Here is a 19,731-nt window from a genome sequence, read left to right as displayed (position 1 = left end):
GTTACATGGATTTTATAAAAGATTGAAGATCAATAGGATGTAAAAATGTTTCTAGTTGCAATAAATTGCTATCAATTTGCTCTAGCTGTGCAAGTAATTGGATCACTTTGGTCACACTCCAACTTACTGCTTGAGTATTATCACATTGACTCGCTAGCCAATCTGCAATTTTGGTCGGATCTAATGCATCTTCCTTTGACGATGAAATAAACGCTAATAAAGCAGGTAATATTTGCTGCCAATTCATCGTTCTAAGCATTTTAGGTACGCTTTGCAAATGTAGTTTTGCTTTGTCGATATAAAAATCAAATCCTAAAAAATTAAGTTGAGGTTGATAATTGGTTAATGCTTGTTGTTCTTTATGATTGATTAAAATGGTCAATGGAATCAATAATTTTTCAGAATCTTGAGATAATAATTTAATTGCCGAAAATTTTTGTTGAGCAATAGGCAATTTCATCAACATAAATTTTTGCTGATTATCTTCAAACTTTTCAAGCAATGCTATATCTGGTTGAACAACCGTTAACACGCGACCAAATTGTACTAATGATGAACTATCAAGCTGCTGTTGTAAGGAGTGTAAAGATGTACTTCGCTGTGGAAACAACGCATCAATCACCGCTTTTTGCCCCTCAGTCATTTGATCTTCTTGGTGAGATAATCTTGCTGGCTCCGGTTTAGTTTCACCCGATTTAGAAACATCAACAAGCTGACCATATAGTGTATTTTCTCTAGCAAAATTACCCGATTTTTTTGTTGGTTGACTGTTAGCTTGATAATTTTTAGGTTGAACCAATTGATTAAAAATATTCCCCCCCGCAGCTTGGCGATTAGGAGTAATGACTGGCGCTTGAGTCGTAATAGACAAATGGGATTCCAATGCCATCATAATAGCTTGATAAACAAAATCATGAACTAAACGTGCTTCATGAAAACGAACTTCATGTTTAGCAGGATGTACATTAACATCAACCTGTTTTGGATCAAGTTGTAAAAAGACAACATAACTTTGCTGCTCATGAGTTTGATTAATATAAGCTTGACGCAAAGCATGATTGAGTAATTTATCCTTAATAACACGACCATTAACGTAAAAATATTGCAGATCACTAACATCGTTACTAGCGACCCATCCTTGAATAAGTAAATCATCATGCTGCCAATCGAGTTTAACTGCTTTTTGCATAAATTCTCGACCACAAACTAATTCAACCCTTTTTTCAAGTGTGGATGATCGGTATTGTTTAACCAGTTTACCATTATGTTGCAAATTAAAAGAGACATCAGGACGCGCTAAAGCAATTCTACGAACAAACTCTTCAATATGCATAAATTCGGTTTTATCGGTTTTCAAAAAACGACGACGCGCGGGTGTATTATAAAATAAATCCAAGACTTCAACCGTTGATCCCACGGGATGAGCCGCAGGTTTAATAACCGGTTTCATATCGCGACCTTCGGCATAAACTTGCCAAGCTTCGGATTGCTCGGCGGTACGGGAAGTTAACGTCAATCGAGATACTGAACTGATACTCGCTAGCGCCTCACCACGAAATCCAAGGCTAATAATTGAATCTAAATCATCTAGTGTACTAATTTTACTGGTGGCATGACGGGCTAAAGCTAATGCTAATTCCTCTTTAGCAATACCAAAACCATTATCACGAACACGGATTAACTTACAACCACCTTGTTCGAGATCAATATCAATTTGCGTACTACCTGCATCAAGACTATTTTCGACTAATTCTTTAATAACAGATGCCGGCCTTTCTACCACCTCACCAGCGGCAATTTGATTGGCCAATTGTGGTGATAGAATATGTATTGCCATTAGTGCCGTTCTCCAAATTTAGGATTTTGTTTTACATAGTTTTTTATACCCTGATAAATTGCTCTTGCAATCTTATCTTGGTGAGTATTACTAGCAAGTAAACTTTCCTCTGTTTCATTAGATATAAAGCCAACCTCAACCAAAATAGAAGGGATATCCGGAGACCGTAATACACCTAAACTAGCATGTTCAGGTTTACGTTTATGCAGTTTGATTGATCCACTCATCTCTTTAATAACTTGTGTTGCTAATTCATATCCTACACGCTGAGAATAGGAAAATTGTAGATCTAATACCGCCTGGCTTAAATGACGATTATGGTCATCACTAAGCGCATCACCAGCTCCGCCTAATAGCTGAGACTGTTTTTCATCTTGTTCTAGCCAACGCCCCAGTTCAGTATCCGCACGTTTAGTTGACAATACCCAAACGGATGCGCCAGAAGCACTTCGATTTGGCGCTGCATCAGCATGAATTGACACAAGTAAATTAGCTTTGTTTTTACGCGCGATATCTGAACGCTGCGATACCGAAATAAAATTATCACTACTGCGTGTTAAAACCCCTTTAAAATTAGGATCATTATTTAATAAATTGGTAAGCTTTTTAGCAATAGAAAAAGTCACTGTTTTTTCATAAAGATTATGTTTACCTATTGCACCAGAATCTTTACCGCCATGCCCAGCATCAACAGCTATAATCACTTTAGCGGCATTAGCTGAGCTACAAAGTAGCAAAAGCATAAAAAAAGCCATTAATTTTTTCATTAGTATTTTCGCTAATTGTTAATGTAATAAATTAATAATTGACTGACCTATTTTGGTATTTGCTTGTAAACAAACACTGCGTTCAAGCGCTAAATAAGACAAATGGATTTCAATATCGGCAATGGGTAATATGCCTTGTGCTTGCTTTGGCCACTCAATTAAACAAATTGATCGAGAAGAGAAATATTCGCGTATGCCCATAAACTCTAATTCTTCAGGATCAGCTAATCGATATAAATCAAAATGATAAACTGAAAAATCGTTAAAATGATAAGGTTCAACTAAAGTATAAGTAGGACTTTTAACATTACCTTTATGACCAAGTTGTTGTAAAAATCCTCGACTAAACGTTGTTTTACCCGCACCAAGATCGCCAATTAAGTAGATAACTATCGCACTATTGTGATTAGATAAATAATTTAAACATTGCTCAGCAAGCTGTTTACCCAATAAAATTGTTTCTTGCTCGTTAGCTAAAATAATCGGTTTCATAACGAATTCTTTGCTCAATAAATGATCCTTATTATATACTAATAACCATTAAAGATGTACCAAGCAAGGTTAACTTGCTTTTTTCTTAAAAATTCAAAGTAAAATAGATATTTTAGTAAAAAGTGGAAAAATGTTACATACAATTTCAACTCATCACTCAGTAAATATTGATACAACACTCATATCTACGCAAGATGCCGTACTTTTTTGGCAAAATGGCGTTATGATTGCTTGTCAAAATAATCCCTTACTGAATGATATTTTACAAAAAACCACGCATTGTTATGTACTTGACAACGATATTATTGCTCGTGGCATTAGTCAATTCATCGATGTAAGGCTTGAAATCATCACTATGCAACAAGTAGTTGAATTGACTGCTAAGTATTATCCACAAATAAATTGGGAATAATCTTTTAATATCATTAAAAGAATTCATTATTCTTAAATAACCACATATCAAAACAAAATTGGCACATTTGCAAATCTAAATCTTGCAGTTTAATATAAATTCAACTGTGTTTTAATGAATAGCTGATATTAATGACCAATTTATTAACTTTATCACAAGCAAGTGCTCGATTAAAAAAAGGGGATGTCATTGCCTATCCAACCGAAGCTGTTTTTGGATTAGGTTGTGATCCTGATTGCCAATCGGCAGTAATGACACTATTACAACTAAAGCAACGATCAATTGATAAAGGGTTGATTTTAATTGCTAGCCATTTTAAACAACTTATCCCTTATATAGATGAAACAGCGTTAACAATAGAGCAACAACAAAAAGCAATTGCCAGTTGGCCAGGTCCTATTACTTGGCTTATGCCCAAAAATAAAACCACGCCTTATTTTTTAACGGGGCAATATAATTCAATTGCGGTAAGAGTAACAAATCATCCCTTAGTTTGCCAACTTTGCGATCTATTTGGAAAACCATTAGTCTCAACCAGTGCCAATCGTTCTGGTCATGAACCTTGTCGAACCGTAATTGAAGTAACTAAACAATTTGGTGACACATTGCCTATTTTACAAGGTGAAACAGGGCAACGCTCACAGCCCTCTGAAATTAGAGATATCAAAACAGGACAAATTATTAGGCAAGGATAGTGTTATGCAAAATTTATATATTGGCGTAATGTCGGGAACAAGTATGGATGGAATTGATATCGCGCTAGTTGATATCAAAGCAGGAAAAGTCACATCCATTATCAGTGATTGTTATCCGATGCCAAATTCAATTAAACAACAATTACTAACACTATGCGACACAAAACAGACAACATTACAAGATTTAGGTCAGCTTGATCATCAACTTGGACTATTATTTGCTAATAGTATCAATCAATTTTTACAAAACAATCATATCAATAAAAATCAAATTAAAGCGATTGGCTGTCATGGGCAAACAATTTACCATCAACCAACAGGTAATAATCCTTTTACCATGCAAATTGGTGATGCCAATATTATTGCCGCTAAAACTGGCATTATCACCATTGCCGATTTTCGCCGTAAAGACATGGCTTATGGTGGACAAGGTGCTCCACTAGTACCTGCTTTTCATAAAGCAGTACTACAAGATCCACACATCAATCGAGTAATATTAAATATTGGCGGCATTAGTAATATTTCTGTCTTAATTCCTAATCAAACAGTCATTGGATACGACACGGGGCCGGGTAATGTATTACTTGATGGCTGGATAAATGAAAATCTTAATCAAAGCTATGATAAAGATGCGATGTGGGCAAAAACAGGTCACATTCAACAAAACTTATTAAATAAGTTACTTGATGAAGCATATTTCAAATTACCTGCACCTAAAAGCACTGGGCGCGAATTATTTAACTTACCGTGGTTACATAAAAAACTGACAGGCATGAATTTAAAGGCACAAGATGTTCAAGCAACCTTAGTGGCATTAACTGCAGTATCTATTAAACATGAAATTGAAAAATTACCCATCAGTAACAATTTACCTTGCGAATTATTGGTATGTGGTGGTGGTGCTAAAAACCCACTGATTATGCAAAGATTATCGACATTATTACCTAACTGGGCAGTATTAACCACAAATGACAAAGGAATAAACGGTGATGATATGGAAGCAATTGCATTTGCATGGCTTGCTTATTGTCGAATCAATCATATTCCATCCAACATTCCTGAAGTAACAGGAGCAAGCCAAGCAGTATGCTTAGGCGTTTTATACCAATAAAAGAATTAATCAGATGATTTTGCCTGTTTATTATAACCAATCAACTCATAAATTTTTGCGGCATATTGGTTAATTTTGATAATTAATTTAACCCCATCTTCACCCGTATTACACCTAAAAATAGACGTTAATAAACTTAACGCGGCAAGAATGTTACTTAAACGATCATAAATAGATACAACAAAACACCTTAAACTAAGCTCTGACTCTTCATCATCTTTCCCATTAGGCGTTTAACCTCGTCAAGCTTAGCGAAAAAAACATCTTTACTGATTATAGTTTTAGGTGTGTATTGGCTAAATTCAATGCTATTGACTAAATTTTTGTTACTTTAATCATTAACCAAACAAGTCATACTTTTCTTAACCCTATAAGTGAGATAGCATCATTAAGTCTCTTGTTTACTTACTGCATAAAACTAGACAAATCAATTCACACTCAAGTAATTCAGCAATTAGATAGATTAAACAAGATACAACACCAAAAATGAGAGCACGAGTAAAATAACCCGCTAGTTATGATTATAATAACTGCTTTAGTAAAAAGATATTGATCTAAATATCATTATAGATAAATTAAATTATTTTTATTTTTATTTTTAATAAAATTAAATCAAACCAAATTTCTGTAAAGCTTTAGCGATTCCATCATTATTATTATCATCAGTGATAAATTCAGCATGTGCTTTTAGCCCATCAACGGCATTAGCCATGGCGATTGGATGATCAACCGTTAAGAACATCTCGAAATCATTCATTCCATCACCAAATGCATAAGTTGGTACATCGGTGAACCCTTTTCGCTGTAATAACTGAATTATGCCATTTCCTTTAGAACCACCGTGATTAAAAACATCAACACAATAGGGGGTATTACGAATAAAGGTCAATTCAGGAAATAGATCACGATAATGTTCTTCGCCTGATTCACATAACAGCAATAACATTTGAATAGGTTGATTTAAATAGATCTGATCATCAACGGGAGGAACGGGTTGTTTTAAATAATGATAAAATACTTTAGCAGGTTGACTATCTTGCGAAACACGCATAATTTCATAATTATAAAAAGATAGAGGTATATCCATTTGTTGTTTGGAAAATTGATAAATTCTAGCTATCACATCTTTATCAATATTATTCGTAAAGACCGTTTCACCTTGATAAAGTACCACTTGACCATTCATTCCAACAATTGAATCGATTTGTGTTTTATGCATCAAGTCAACGACTTCACAAGGCGTTCGTCCCGTCGCCAACATGGGAATAATATTATTTTGTTTAAGCTTATTTATAGCTTGATAAGAACTGGGTAAAACTTCAATTTGACTATTAAATAGTGTTCCGTCTAAATCAAAAAAAACGATAGCTTCAGGCTTTTTACTCATACTACAAATCCAAAATATATTTAATAAAAGGAATAGTTAACTTACGTTGTTGAGCAAGCGTTGCAACTTCAAACTTTTCTAATAAAGAAAACAGTGTACGCATATCACGATTAACACGTTTTAATAAAAACAATCCAACTTCGGTTGATAATTCAAAACCACTTAATTTAGCTCTTAATTGTAAAGCTTTAAGCTTATCATCATCACTCAATTCTTTTAATTGATAAACTTGTCCCCAAGATAATCGAGAAACCAAATCAGGTAAAGTAAAACAAATCTGTTTAGGCGGTGCATTAGCTGTAATTAATAACTTACTTACATTTTTCTCAGTTAAACGATTAAATAAATCGAAAATAGCCTCTTCCCAATCTCTGTGACCTGCTATAGCATCAATATCATCTAAACACACTAAATCATAATTATCCAAGCCTTGTAAAATTTCGGGAACAAGATGGTAATACTGCTTTAAAGGAATATAACTGGCTAACTTATTTTGATTTGAAGCATGCAACAAATGAGTCCGACCAGAAGCACTTGCCGACCACATATAAAAAACATTGAAACCTGGCTTATCAAATAAAGCTTGTAACGAATCGAACAATAATTGATTATCGCCCACATAAAAACTATCAAAAGTTTCACTATTAGATAAAGAAAAAGGTAAAGGTAACTGTGAAAGAGTAATAAAATAACCTCACAATAAAAATAATTTCATGATAAGTATAAATTTGCTACCACAAAAATCAATCACTTTTGTATAAAACAAATCAAGCACAATAACCATCTTACTTAATAAGTTAAATTGAGCAATACAGATCAAATAACAGTGTTTAAAACATCATCACTAATATATCAAAATTTAAGCAAACAAACTTATTTTTTGTGGATAACTTTGTGATAAATACGGCTAATAAGCTGTTATAATCGGATTAATAACCTTAAAGACAAAAACAATTGTGGATAAATACAATAGTTATAAACAAGTCTAAATCCAAAAAGATCCGATCAATTAACAGCATTAGATCACAACTAAGATCCTAAATAATAATGGCAAAACTAAGTTATCAACAGAAGTCATCTAAACTAATAACAATAAAAATAAAAAGATCAAATAAAAGATCTTATTTAATTTAAATAGCGATCAAAATAGATCATTTGACGTAATCAAAAAGATGAGTACAATTCCTAACGCTAAATAAACCCAAATCACCTGATCCAAAACGACGATCATCAGTATATAAATAAAAACAACGAGGCTTTTATGTTTTATCCAGATCTTTTTGATGTCATTATTGTTGGTGGCGGCCATGCAGGAACAGAAGCAGCAATGGCATCAGCTAGAATGGGCAGAAAAACACTACTATTAACCCATAATATCAATACGTTAGGTCAAATGTCTTGTAACCCTGCAATTGGTGGTATTGGTAAAGGGCATCTAGTAAAAGAGATCGATGCAATGGGCGGACTCATGGCACACGCTATTGATCTAGCAGGGATCCAGTTTAGGATCTTAAATAGTAGTAAAGGACCTGCTGTGCGAGCTACTCGCGCTCAGGCAGATCGATCGCTTTATCGAAAAGTGATCCGAACAACACTTGAAAACCAACCTAATTTAATGCTATTTCAACAATCAGTTGAAGATGTGATCATCGAAAACGATCAGATCACAGGTGTAAAAACTCAAATGGGCGTATCTTTCAGAGCGAAAGCCGTAGTATTAACAGCAGGCACCTTCTTAGATGGAAAGATCCACATAGGTTTAGACAATTACAGCGGGGGAAGAACCGGCGATCCAGCATCAATTGGTTTATCAAAATCATTGCATCAATATCCATTTAGAATGGGTCGTTTAAAAACAGGTACACCACCTCGTATTGATGCAAGAACCATCGATTTTTCAAAACTTGGAACACAATATGGCGATGATCCCGTTCCAGTATTCTCATTTTTAGGTCATGCTAGTGAACATCCAAGGCAGATCCCATGTTATATAACAAGTACTAACGAAACCACACATGAGATCATTCGTAACAGTTTAGATCGCAGTCCTATGTACACAGGGGTTATTGAAGGTGTCGGACCAAGATACTGCCCTTCCATTGAGGATAAGATCATGCGTTTTGCTGATCGTAATTCCCATCAGATCTATTTGGAACCAGAAGGATTAGATAGTAATGAAATCTATCCAAATGGGATCTCAACAAGTCTACCTTTTGATACCCAGCTTGCATTTGTACGTAGTATGAAAGGGCTTGAAAATGCGAATATTGTAAGACCGGGTTATGCGATCGAATATGATTATTTTGATCCAAGAGATCTTAAACCAACGTTAGAAAGTAAAGTGATCAAAGGGCTATTTTTAGCCGGTCAAATCAACGGCACAACAGGTTATGAAGAAGCCGCGGCCCAAGGAATGCTAGCTGGGTTAAATGCAGCAAGATTTGTATATGATCAAGATCAATGGTATCCAACACGTGATCAAGCTTATTTGGGCGTTTTGGTTGATGATCTTTGTACATTAGGCACAAACGAACCTTACCGCATGTTTACATCTCGCGCCGAATATCGCTTGATGTTACGTGAAGATAATGCCGATATTCGCTTAACTGAAATCGGACGTAAATTAGGGATGGTTGATGATTACCGTTGGCAAAAATTTAATGAAAAATTTGAAGCAGTGGAACAAGAAAGGGCACGTCTGCGTGATATTTGGGTTCACCCTCACATCGAAACCATTGATGAAGTAAATGCGGTCTTAAGTGCTAATTTAACCAAAGAAGCCAATGGCGAAGAGCTACTAAAACGCCCTGAAATGAATTATCAAACGTTAAAAAAACTATCACTGTTTGCGCCAGGGTTAAGCGATCCGCAAGCGGCTGAACAAGTTGAAATTCAAGTCAAGTATGATGGTTATATCAAACTACAAATTGAAGAAATAGAGCGTCAAAAACGTAATGAACAAACATTGATTCCTGCGCATATTGATTATGCAGAAATATCAGGGTTATCTAATGAAGTGGTGGCTAAATTAAAACAACATAAACCTGTTTCTATTGGGCAAGCTTCACGTATTTCGGGTATTACGCCTGCTGCTATTTCAATGTTATTGGTTTACTTAAAAAAGAAAAATTATGTTAAAAAAGAAACTCACTAATCTAATTGATCAAACCGATCTTTTGATCTCTGATCAGCAAATAGATCTGTTAATTAATTATGTTGAAATGTTACATAAGTGGAATAAAGCTTACAATTTAACTGCCGTGCGAGATCCTAACGAAATGTTAGTTAAGCATATTATGGATAGTCTTGTTGTATCGCCTTATTTAGAAGGTAAAACGTTTATTGATGTTGGAACAGGGCCAGGTTTACCTGGCATTCCATTAGCAATTATCAACCCTGAAAAACAATTTGATCTCGTTGACAGTTTAGGTAAACGAATTCGTTTTTTAAAACAAGTTCAATTTGAATTAAAGTTAACTAATATACATCCAGTACAAAGTCGAATTGAACAATATTGCGATAAAAAGTTTGACGGTGTGATTAGTCGTGCTTTTGCTTCCCTGCAAGATATGCTTAATTGGTGTAAACATTTACCTAATGAACATGGTGCTTTTTATGCGCTTAAAGGCAGTGAGATCGACACCATTCCGGATGGTTTTATGCTTAAACAAAATATTAAATTGACTATTCCTCAATTAGATGCGGAAAGACATTTAGTGATAATTCAATCGTGTTATATTTAATTACTAATACTAGTTTTTACGTCTTTTGACGTAATCTTTAATCCCATCTACGATTGCTTTAGATACTTGATTTTGGAACGAAGCTGTTTTTAATTTTTGTTCTTCTGTAGCATTACTAATAAAAGCAGTTTCGACTAAAACCGAAGGAATATCCGGTGCTTTTAATACAGCAAATCCGGCTTTTTCAAGTGACGGTTTATGTAATTTATTGACACTTTTCATTCGATTTAAAATTGCATTGCCGAGTAATATACCATTGCTCAGTGTGGTTTTTTGTACTAAATCCAAAATGGTATTATCTAAATATTTATCACCACTACGGCTAACGCCACCTATTTGGTCGGCTTCATTTTGTGTTTGTGCTAAATAGCTAGCTGCTGAGCTACTTGCGCCGCGTGTGGATAAGGCAAATACTGACGATCCTTTTACTGATGGGCTGGCAAAGGCATCGGCATGAATAGAAATAAAAATATCAGCGTGTAATGATCGAGCTTTGGCTACTCTTACTTTTAATGGTATAAAGACATCCTCATTACGAGTCATGTAGACTTTTATATTAGGTTCTTTTTTCAAAGAACTGTAAGCTCGACGGGCAATTTGTAATACGACATCTTTTTCACGCGTCTTATTATTACCAATAGCACCAGGATCTTCACCTCCATGTCCAGGATCGAGAACAACAATAATAGGTGCGTTTTTGCTTTTATTGGCTGTTGTTTTGATCTGAGATTGTTTTTTATTAAGATCGCCTTTTTTATACTCTTCTAATAATGCAAGCAAAGGATCATCATCTGTTGCTGATGAAGGTTTAGATGGATAAAGATCGATGACTAAACGATGTTTAAATTCAGCTACAGGCGATAAGCTAAAAGTATTGGGTTGAATACCTTGCTTCAAATTGATCATGATTCGAACTTTTTTTGAATCAAGTTGGGCAACACTTATTGATTTGATATAGGGATCTCGAGGTAATACTTTAGATGAAATCTTTTTTAAAGTAGCATCTAAATTAATATTCTCAATATCAATGGCAAGCCTGTCTGGATTGGTCAATAAAGTGTGTTTGAATTTTAAATTTACATTCGATTCTAATGTTATTCGAGTATAGGTCGATGAAGGCCAAACTCTAACAGCTATGACCTGAGCTAAGTTTGCTGCAAAACCTACTTTTGTGACAGATAATAAACATGTCGCAATAATACCTTTAATGAGTAGGCGTTTTGTTGGACTAAATGTTTTTGACATATCTAAACACATTATTTTCTAAATAAATTGATCGTGAATAATAGCATAAAATATATTGATATTAAAAAGAATGATTCTCATCTTTAATTAGCTTTTTTATGTGATAAGTTATCAATTGATTATGTTATAGCCGCGGCCTTGATATTTTTTATTCAGGTTAGGATTATATTTAACTCAGGTTTAATCAATTTGGTTCTGTTGGTGCTGTCTGTTAAAACTTTTAAATAATGAAATTTATATTTTTGATGAAAATAGGAAGTAATCAAATTGGCGTTATCATGCATTTTTCAGTTTACCTACTTATTTTACACGACTAGAAAAATTAAAAATTACGTTATTAATAAATCAGTTATAGCAAAATTATCTTTACGATAAATTTTGACTAAACGCTAAATAGTAAATTGATTGGTAATGTTTTTAGTTAGCAAAATAGCCTATTTTTTACTGTTAAATTTTTTCTAACATATTGCTATATTCAATAAAAAAATCCAATACGTTACTTTGTTTTGTTATTTTTCATTTTTATTATAGACCCTACTATTACAAAGGATTACAATATGGCACGCTAAAATCGCGGATTTAAACCCGTTTTCATTTTAACAATTAAATATAGCTGAGTTATTGATGAGCAAAAAACTACATATCAAAACTTGGGGCTGCCAAATGAATGAATATGATTCAACTAAAATGGCAGATCTCCTTGAATCCACCCACGGTTTAACTTTAACAGAAAATGCAGAAGAAGCAGATATTTTATTACTCAATACTTGCTCTATTCGTGAAAAAGCCCAAGAAAAAGTATTCCATCAATTAGGTCGTTGGAAAAACTTAAAACAACATAATCCAAATATTATTATTGGGGTAGGTGGTTGTGTTGCTTCACAAGAAGGTGCACATATTCGTAAACGCGCACCATTTGTTGATATTATTTTCGGACCACAAACTTTCCATCGTCTGCCTGAAATGATTGAGCAAGTTCGTAGTGGTAAAGGTAATCATGTTGTTGATGTCAGCTTTCCTGAAATTGAAAAATTTGACCGTTTGCCAGAGCCGCGCAGTGAAGGGCCAACAGCTTTTGTATCGATTATGGAAGGATGTAATAAATATTGTACTTACTGTGTGGTACCTTATACTCGAGGTGAAGAAGTCAGTAGGCCATGTGATGATGTTATTTATGAAATAGCTCAACTTGCTGAACAAGGCGTTCGTGAAGTCAATTTACTCGGTCAAAATGTAAATGCTTACCGCGGTCCAACATTTGATGGTGATATCTGTTCTTTTGCTGAACTACTACGCTTAGTTGCGGCTATTGATGGTATTGATCGTATTCGTTTTACAACCAGTCATCCAATTGAATTTACTGATGATATTATCGATGTTTATCGTGATACGCCAGAATTAGTTAACTTTTTACATTTGCCGGTACAAAGTGGTTCAGATCGTGTGTTAAATCTGATGAAACGCACACATACCGCTATTGAATATAAATCAATTATTCGTAAATTACGCAAAGTTCGTCCTGACATTCAAATTAGTTCAGACTTTATTGTTGGATTCCCTGGTGAAACCCAAGAAGATTTTGAACAAACCATGAAACTCATTGCTGATGTGAATTTTGATTTAAGTTATAGCTTTGTCTATTCAGCACGACCAGGTACGCCAGCAGCCGAAATGGAAGATAACGTCACAGAAGACGAGAAAAAACAGCGTTTATATATATTGCAAGAGCGCATTAATCAACAAGCGATGCAATTTAGTCGCCGCATGTTAAATACTGTGCAACGTATTTTGGTTGAAGGACCTTCGAAGAAAAACTTAATGGAATTAACAGGACGTACTGAAAATAATCGTATTGTTAATTTTGAAGGTCTACCAGATATGATTGGAAAATTTGTTGATGTAGAAATAACTGATATTTATCCTAATTCTTTACGAGGAAGAGTGGTTCGTACTGAAGATGAAATGGATTTACGAGTCAATCAATCGCCAATGTCAGTAATTTCACGAACGCGTAAAGAAAATGATTTAGGGGTGGGTATTTATCATCCATAACTATAAGAAAATATCGTGAAGTGTTATCACTATGCTGTGCACTTTTTAATGCGTTAAAATATTAAATATTATATCAATAACGCATTGGCAGTTAATTTTAATTATTAGAGGACTTATCATTGAATATTTTGACTTGTGAAACTTTACTTGAGCCGGCTGATAATCAGCGGTTAAATAGTCTTTGTGGTCCTTATAATGACAATATAAAACAATTAGAGCGTCGATTGGGTATTGAAATTAACCATCGTGGTAATCTATTTTCAATTACCGGTGATCCTATTTGTGTTACTGCGGCCAACGATATTTTAAAAGTACTTTATAAGCAAACTAAATTAAAAAATAAAATAGTTGATATTGAACCAGAACAGATTCATTTAGCTATCAAAGAATCTGGGGCTCTTGAAAAAGCAAGTGAACACTTACCTGCTTATGTTGATTATCAAGCAGGTAAGCTTGTTATGATAAAAACTAAGCGTGGTGTAATCAAACCCAGAACAGCAAATCAAGCGCAATATATTGCGCATGTGTTAGATTATGATATCTCGTTTGGTATTGGTCCGGCAGGAACAGGTAAAACCTATTTAGCGGTAGCCGCAGCGGTTGATGCTTTGGAAAAGCAACAAATTCGTCGAATTGTATTAACTCGCCCTGCGGTTGAAGCCGGTGAAAAACTGGGGTTTTTACCCGGCGATTTAAGTCAAAAAGTGGATCCTTACTTACGTCCTCTTTATGATGCTTTATTTGAAATGTTAGGTTTTGAAAAGGTTGAAAAACTCATTGAAAAAAGTGTTATTGAAGTTGCGCCTCTAGCTTATATGCGTGGACGTACTCTTAATGACGCATTTATTATTTTGGATGAAAGCCAAAATACGACTATTGAACAAATGAAAATGTTTTTAACCCGTATTGGTTTTAATTCTAAAGCAGTCATTACTGGTGATATCACGCAAATTGATTTACCTCGCCATCAAAAATCTGGATTACGTCATGCAATTGAAGTATTAAGCCAAGTTGACGAAATTAGCTTCAATTTTTTTAATAGTGAAGATGTTGTTCGTCATCCTGTGGTTGCAAGAATCGTCAATGCTTATGAAAATTGGGAAGAACAACATAAGCATCAATCTGGCGAAAGAAGTATTTAGAGGAGTCATATTATCCCTATCTCAAGTAAAAAAAAGAGAAGCAATATTCGAGATCACTCGGCAGAAACAAACCTGTTTTTGCGGCGAGTGTTATTTGCTTTTGTTATTATCTTATTATTAATATCGGTTTTACTCGGTAATTTAGCTGATTTGCAGATTTCTAATTTTAGTTATTACAGTACAAAATCGAATAATAATCGTATCGAAATTATTCCCATTCCACCTAGCCGTGGAATGATTTATGATCGCAATGGCACACCCTTAGCCATTAACAATATAACTTATCAACTCAATATTATTCCTGATAAAATCAAAAATCTTAATGAGCAATTTAATGAATTAAAAAATATTGTTAATTTGACTGACGAAGATATTGAAAATTTTCAAAAAGAACGCCGTAATTATAAAGCTCATCGACCGGTGCCACTTAAGGACAATTTAACTCAAAAGCAAATTGCGCGTTTTGTTGTTGATCAACATCGTTTCCCTTATGTTTCAATTGTGGGTATACAGCATCGCTATTATCCATTTGGCGCATCATTAACGCATATTATTGGCTATATTTCAAAAATTAATACTGCTGATAAACAACGTTTAGATGATGAAAATAAAACCAGTGATTATGTGGCAACCTTTAATATAGGTAAAATGGGTATCGAAAAATACTACGAAGATGTATTACATGGTACGCCAGGATATGAAAAAGTTGAAGTTAATAGCCGAGGGCGCATTGTTCGTCAACTTAATCAGCATCCACCACAAGCTGGTGAAGATATTTACCTGTCTATCAATCTTAAATTACAACTTTATATCGAACAGTTACTTGCTGGCCGAAAAGCAGCAGTGGTTGCTATTGATCCTAATAATGGTGAAATTTTAGCATTGGTTTCAAGTCCGAGTTACGATTCTAATCCGTTTGTTGGTGGAATATCGAATGCTAAATATAGCGAATTACTCAATGATCCTAATAAACCTCTTTATAACCGAGCATTACTTGGCTCTTATCCGCCTGCTTCAACAGTAAAACCCTATATTGCCATTGCCGCTTTAAGTGAAGGTGTTGTCACACCCAAATCGACTATTAATGATCCGGGTTGGTGGCAACTACCTGGTACCGATAGACGATATCGAGACTGGTTAAAATGGGGACATGGGCGCGTTGATGTGTTAAGAGCAATTGAAGAATCAGTTGATACCTATTTTTATCAAGTTGCTTATGATATGGGTATCGATCGTTTACATCAATGGATGACTAAATTCGGTTATGGTGAACGAACCGGTATTGATATTTCACCAAATGAAGAAAATAAAGCCGTTATGCCTAGTCGTGAATGGAAAATGCAACGTTATAAAAAAGCTTGGTTACAAGGTGACACCATTCCGGTAGGGATTGGCCAAGGTTATTGGACAGCAACACCTATACAGTTAGCTAAAGCACTTACTATTTTGATTAATAATGGTAAAACTTATACGCCACATTTTTTATTATATAAAAAGAGCGATATTTTAAATACCAATTCGAATCCACCTGCAGTTAATCAACAAAATTATATTGAAACTAATAGTTTAGTTGATGTTAATCCCAATTACTGGGCATTAGCTAAAGAAGGCATGCATCGGGTAATGTTTGGTGCACGAGGAACAGCTCGAAAAGTTTATGCTGATGCAAAATACCAAGCAGCCGGTAAATCGGGCACTGCACAAGTTTATGGTTTAAAAGAAGATGAAGTTTATAATGCCCATAAAATTCCTGAACACTTACGTGATCATGCGTTATTTGTTGCTTATGCTCCTTTTGATAAACCAACTATTGCGTTAGCCATTGTGCTTGAAAATGGTGGTGGTGGTAGCTCAAATGGCGGAGCCGTCGCGCGAAAAATATTGGATTACTATCTATTAGGCGATAATTCAACGGAATTAGATGAAACTCCATCACATGCAGGGCATGAAGATTAATTATGAATAATATTAAAAAAACTTTTTGGCAAAAAATCCATATCGATCCACTATTTTTTTTATTTATTACACTATTACTTGGCTATAGCCTTTATATTCTTTGGAGTGCTACTGGTCAAGATTTTGATATGATGCAAAAACGGGTAATTCAAATTTTACTTGGTTATGTTGTCATGATTGCAATTGCGCAATTTTCGCCTAGAACCTTTGAAAAATGGGCGCCATATTTATATTTGTTCTGTATATTGATGTTGTTATTGGTCGATATTTTTGGTTATGTAAGTAAAGGTGCGCAGCGATGGTTGGATTTAGGTATTTTACGCTTTCAACCCTCTGAAATTGCTAAGATAGCTGTCCCATTAATGGTCGCTAAATTTATTCATCGTGATGGTTGTCCACCACCATTAAAAAATACCTTTCAAACTTTAATTATTATTGCTGTTCCTGCTTTACTTGTTGCTATGCAGCCAGATTTAGGTACTGCAATTTTAATTGTTATGTCAGGTATTTTTATCATATTTTTAGCTGGCATCAATTGGCGATTTATTTTTATTGCTATTATTTTAATTGCGATATTTTTACCGATAATGTGGTTTTTTCTTATGCATGATTATCAGCGACTTCGAGTATTAATGTTATTTAATCCTGAACTCGATCCTAGTGGTGCAGGTTATCATATTATTCAATCTAAAACCGCTATCGGCTCTGGCGGGATCTGGGGTAAAGGCTGGCTTGAAGGCACGCAATCTCAGTTAGAATTTTTACCGGAAAGACATACTGACTTTATTTTTTCCGTTATTGCTGAAGAGTTTGGTTTTATCGGCACGATAATACTATTAGTGTTATTTTTATGCTTAATTATCCGTGGATTAGTTATTGCGGCGCAAGCTCAAACCACATTTGGTCGTATACTCTCAGGTGGTTTAATTTTAGTGTTTTTTGTTTATGTCTTTATTAATATTGGTATGGTTAGTGGAATCTTACCGGTAGTTGGTGTACCATTACCGCTAATAAGTTATGGTGGCTCTTCCTTAGTCGTATTAATGGCAAGTTTTGGCATTATGATGTCTATTCACACTCATCGATACATGTTATCTAAAAATATTTAACGGAATTGAATTAAATGAAAAAGAAATTTAAATTATCTTTTGCTTTGTTAGCGCTTGCAATTTGTTCTTCGGCATCAGCTGAAATGGCTTTTCCTATTCCTGCTATTCCTCAATTAGATGCTGAATCTTATATTTTAATTGATGCTAAATCTGGTGAAATTTTAGCGCAATATAATGCTGAACAACAACGCGATCCAGCAAGTTTAACGAAAATGATGACCAGTTATGTAGTTGGACAAGCATTACAATCAGGGCGTATCAAAAATGATGATATGGTCGTTGTAAGTAAAGATGCTTGGGCAACAGGAAATCCTATTTTAAAAGGCTCATCATTGATGTTTTTAGAAGTGGGTAAAACGGTTTCGGTTTCTGATTTAAATAAAGGAATAATCATCCAATCTGGTAATGATGCCTGTATCGCAATGGCTGAACATATTGCGGGTAGCCAAGGTGCTTTTGTTAATTTAATGAATGAATATGCAAAAAAAATAGGTTTAGAGCATACGCATTTTGAAACTGTACATGGCTTAGATGCACCCGGGCAATATACAACAGCAAAAGATATGGCATTTTTAGGAAAAGCATTAATCCATGATTTACCTTCCGAGTACGCTATTTATAAAGAAAAAGAGTTTACTTACACATTATCTAAACCACAATTAAACCGAAATGGTTTACTTTGGGATACCACTTTAAATGTTGATGGTATTAAAACTGGGCATACCAATGCTGCTGGTTATAATTTAGTTGCCTCAGCTGTTGATGGTAATACGCGTTTAATTTCTGCTGTATTAGGTGGACGCACGTTTAAAGGACGTGAAGAAGAGAGTAAAAAGTTATTAGTTTGGGGATTTCGTTTCTTCGAAACAGCTAATCCAGTCAAAGCAGGTACGCCATTAACAACAGAATCTATTTGGTATGGCGATCAAAATAAAATTCAGTTGGGTGCAATTGAAGGTGCTTATGTTACTGTGCCAAAAGGGCGTTCGGCTGATGTACAAGTACAATATATTATTGATGATTATATTTACGCACCTATTACTAAAGGGACCAGTGTAGGTAAAATGCAGTTTTTATTAGATGGCAAAATTATTAATGAACAACCATTAGTTGCATTACAAGATGTTGAAGAAACAGGATTCTTTGGATCGGTATGGGATTGGATTTGTTTAAAATTCAATCAAATATTTAACTAAGTATTTAACTAAATTTTATTAAACCATTTAATAAGTCAAAACTTATTGAATGGTTTTTTATAACATAAAACAATTTGTCAACTTATTCACAGCACAAAGGTAACGTTCTTACAGCGCTTATTACTTTGTTAGTCACGCGACAATATTTATTCTATCTTGCTTGATTTACGAGCATTGCCTGTTTATTACTCATCGCTTTTAAAAAGATAACTGTTTGGTCTTATAAAATTATCTTTCCAACAACGTTTTGAAAAGAAGAGCGTTACGATGTCAAACGGTATAAAAATCTACCAGATGTAACGCATTAAAACTTTTAAGATCAGCAACTATTGATGTTACATCTAGCTCATCTACTATAAGCTCTCGTTTTTCTAAAGTAATTTTGGCCGGTTTAGCCTAAATATTAACTATTTTATGCGTGGCTAAAGTCGGGATAAAAGTCATTTGTTACACGTAATTTTTAATCACTACAATCGGCAAATAACGGTAATTTATCTTTAACGCATGAGGATACAAAAGCATTTTAATATAACTTACTCTTAGTAATATCTCTTTTAACTCGTTATAACATCTTTTTATCGGTTGAT

Annotated in this window: 15 protein-coding genes and 1 pseudogene; 10 read left to right on the top strand and 6 right to left on the bottom strand. The window is 34.5% G+C overall.

What is annotated here, in order from left to right:
- Position 1: 1 nt before the first annotated feature.
- From mutL to tsaE, 3 genes and pseudogenes are all read right to left on the bottom strand, one after another.
- Positions 2 to 1,837, bottom strand: a complete 1,836-nt coding sequence (gene mutL / locus J3U57_RS09250; protein WP_267344511.1) for a DNA mismatch repair endonuclease MutL — start codon at positions 1,835 to 1,837, stop codon at positions 2 to 4.
- 20 nt (positions 1,838 to 1,857) lie between these two features.
- Positions 1,858 to 2,562: pseudogene (locus J3U57_RS09245) on the bottom strand (N-acetylmuramoyl-L-alanine amidase); the annotation flags it as partial.
- Positions 2,563 to 2,622: 60 nt separating this feature from the next.
- Positions 2,623 to 3,096, bottom strand: coding sequence for a tRNA (adenosine(37)-N6)-threonylcarbamoyltransferase complex ATPase subunit type 1 TsaE (gene tsaE / locus J3U57_RS09240; RefSeq protein WP_267333982.1), 474 nt, complete (start codon positions 3,094 to 3,096; stop codon positions 2,623 to 2,625).
- Between the two features lie 130 nt (positions 3,097 to 3,226).
- Between tsaE and tusB the strand changes: the two genes are divergently transcribed.
- The 3 genes from tusB (at position 3,227) to J3U57_RS09225 (ending at position 5,314) form a co-directional block, all read left to right on the top strand.
- The gene (gene tusB / locus J3U57_RS09235; protein WP_267344509.1) at positions 3,227 to 3,508 is read left to right on the top strand and encodes a sulfurtransferase complex subunit TusB; all 282 of its coding nucleotides are present in this window, start codon (positions 3,227 to 3,229) and stop codon (positions 3,506 to 3,508) included.
- Positions 3,509 to 3,639: 131 nt separating this feature from the next.
- Entirely contained in the window at positions 3,640 to 4,203 is a 564-nt protein-coding gene (locus tag J3U57_RS09230) for a Sua5/YciO/YrdC/YwlC family protein (RefSeq protein WP_267344508.1), read from the top strand.
- 4 nt (positions 4,204 to 4,207) lie between these two features.
- On the top strand, positions 4,208 to 5,314 hold the full coding sequence (locus J3U57_RS09225; RefSeq protein WP_267344507.1) for an anhydro-N-acetylmuramic acid kinase: 1,107 nt from the start codon (positions 4,208 to 4,210) through the stop codon (positions 5,312 to 5,314).
- 607 nt (positions 5,315 to 5,921) lie between these two features.
- On the opposite strand, the gene J3U57_RS09220 is transcribed toward J3U57_RS09225, so the two are convergent.
- Positions 5,922 to 6,701, bottom strand: a complete 780-nt coding sequence (locus J3U57_RS09220; RefSeq protein ID WP_267344506.1) for a Cof-type HAD-IIB family hydrolase — start codon at positions 6,699 to 6,701, stop codon at positions 5,922 to 5,924.
- Between the two features lies 1 nt (position 6,702).
- Positions 6,703 to 7,386, bottom strand: coding sequence for a DnaA inactivator Hda (hda, locus tag J3U57_RS09215; protein ID WP_065633735.1), 684 nt, complete (start codon positions 7,384 to 7,386; stop codon positions 6,703 to 6,705).
- A gap of 576 nt (positions 7,387 to 7,962) precedes the next feature.
- Between hda and mnmG the strand changes: the two genes are divergently transcribed.
- Positions 7,963 to 9,855 carry a tRNA uridine-5-carboxymethylaminomethyl(34) synthesis enzyme MnmG gene (mnmG, locus tag J3U57_RS09210; RefSeq protein ID WP_065633736.1) on the top strand — a complete coding sequence of 631 codons (1,893 nt, stop codon included), beginning with the start codon at positions 7,963 to 7,965 and terminating at the stop codon, positions 9,853 to 9,855.
- A complete protein-coding gene (rsmG, locus tag J3U57_RS09205) occupies positions 9,833 to 10,444 on the top strand; it encodes a 16S rRNA (guanine(527)-N(7))-methyltransferase RsmG (RefSeq protein WP_267344505.1) in 612 nt (203 codons plus the stop codon). Before mnmG ends, rsmG begins: the two co-directional genes overlap by 23 nt.
- 9 nt (positions 10,445 to 10,453) lie before the next feature.
- Here the strand turns inward: rsmG and J3U57_RS09200 are convergent, their stop codons facing one another.
- Positions 10,454 to 11,689, bottom strand: a complete 1,236-nt coding sequence (locus J3U57_RS09200) for an N-acetylmuramoyl-L-alanine amidase (RefSeq protein ID WP_323849460.1) — start codon at positions 11,687 to 11,689, stop codon at positions 10,454 to 10,456.
- 624 nt (positions 11,690 to 12,313) lie between these two features.
- On the opposite strand from J3U57_RS09200, the gene miaB reads away from it, so the two are divergent.
- From miaB to J3U57_RS09175, 5 genes are all read left to right on the top strand, one after another.
- On the top strand, positions 12,314 to 13,741 hold the full coding sequence (miaB, locus tag J3U57_RS09195) for a tRNA (N6-isopentenyl adenosine(37)-C2)-methylthiotransferase MiaB (RefSeq protein WP_267333990.1): 1,428 nt from the start codon (positions 12,314 to 12,316) through the stop codon (positions 13,739 to 13,741).
- Positions 13,742 to 13,860: 119 nt separating this feature from the next.
- Positions 13,861 to 14,883 (top strand): PhoH family protein, encoded by a 1,023-nt coding sequence (locus J3U57_RS09190; protein WP_267333991.1) that lies wholly within the window; start codon positions 13,861 to 13,863, stop codon positions 14,881 to 14,883.
- Positions 14,884 to 14,970: 87 nt separating this feature from the next.
- The gene (gene mrdA, locus J3U57_RS09185) at positions 14,971 to 16,839 is read left to right on the top strand and encodes a penicillin-binding protein 2 (RefSeq protein WP_267333992.1); all 1,869 of its coding nucleotides are present in this window, start codon (positions 14,971 to 14,973) and stop codon (positions 16,837 to 16,839) included.
- Between the two features lie 2 nt (positions 16,840 to 16,841).
- Complete coding sequence (gene mrdB / locus J3U57_RS09180; protein ID WP_267333993.1) at positions 16,842 to 17,948, top strand: peptidoglycan glycosyltransferase MrdB; 1,107 nt, start codon at positions 16,842 to 16,844, stop codon at positions 17,946 to 17,948.
- A 14-nt stretch (positions 17,949 to 17,962) separates the two neighbouring features.
- Positions 17,963 to 19,144, top strand: coding sequence for a serine hydrolase (locus J3U57_RS09175; RefSeq protein ID WP_065633743.1), 1,182 nt, complete (start codon positions 17,963 to 17,965; stop codon positions 19,142 to 19,144).
- Positions 19,145 to 19,731: the final 587 nt, after the last annotated feature.

The organism is Gilliamella sp. B3464, assembly GCF_026536145.1.
In the GTDB taxonomy this organism is placed as follows: domain Bacteria; phylum Pseudomonadota; class Gammaproteobacteria; order Enterobacterales; family Orbaceae; genus Gilliamella.
This window is presented reverse-complemented; position numbering and strand designations above follow the sequence as displayed.

Excerpts from the sequence above, each read along its gene's own strand:
- mutL (WP_267344511.1), bottom strand. The coding sequence starts at position 1,837 with ATGGCAATACATATTCTATCACCACAATTGGCCAATCAAATTGCCGCT.
- tsaE (WP_267333982.1), bottom strand. The coding sequence starts at position 3,096 with ATGAAACCGATTATTTTAGCTAACGAGCAAGAAACAATTTTATTGGGT.
- tusB (WP_267344509.1), top strand. The coding sequence starts at position 3,227 with ATGTTACATACAATTTCAACTCATCACTCAGTAAATATTGATACAACA.
- J3U57_RS09230 (WP_267344508.1), top strand. The coding sequence starts at position 3,640 with ATGACCAATTTATTAACTTTATCACAAGCAAGTGCTCGATTAAAAAAA.
- J3U57_RS09225 (WP_267344507.1), top strand. The coding sequence starts at position 4,208 with ATGCAAAATTTATATATTGGCGTAATGTCGGGAACAAGTATGGATGGA.
- J3U57_RS09220 (WP_267344506.1), bottom strand. The coding sequence starts at position 6,701 with ATGAGTAAAAAGCCTGAAGCTATCGTTTTTTTTGATTTAGACGGAACA.
- mnmG (WP_065633736.1), top strand. The coding sequence starts at position 7,963 with ATGTTTTATCCAGATCTTTTTGATGTCATTATTGTTGGTGGCGGCCAT.
- rsmG (WP_267344505.1), top strand. The coding sequence starts at position 9,833 with ATGTTAAAAAAGAAACTCACTAATCTAATTGATCAAACCGATCTTTTG.
- J3U57_RS09200 (WP_323849460.1), bottom strand. The coding sequence starts at position 11,689 with ATGTCAAAAACATTTAGTCCAACAAAACGCCTACTCATTAAAGGTATT.
- miaB (WP_267333990.1), top strand. The coding sequence starts at position 12,314 with ATGAGCAAAAAACTACATATCAAAACTTGGGGCTGCCAAATGAATGAA.
- mrdB (WP_267333993.1), top strand. The coding sequence starts at position 16,842 with ATGAATAATATTAAAAAAACTTTTTGGCAAAAAATCCATATCGATCCA.
- J3U57_RS09175 (WP_065633743.1), top strand. The coding sequence starts at position 17,963 with ATGAAAAAGAAATTTAAATTATCTTTTGCTTTGTTAGCGCTTGCAATT.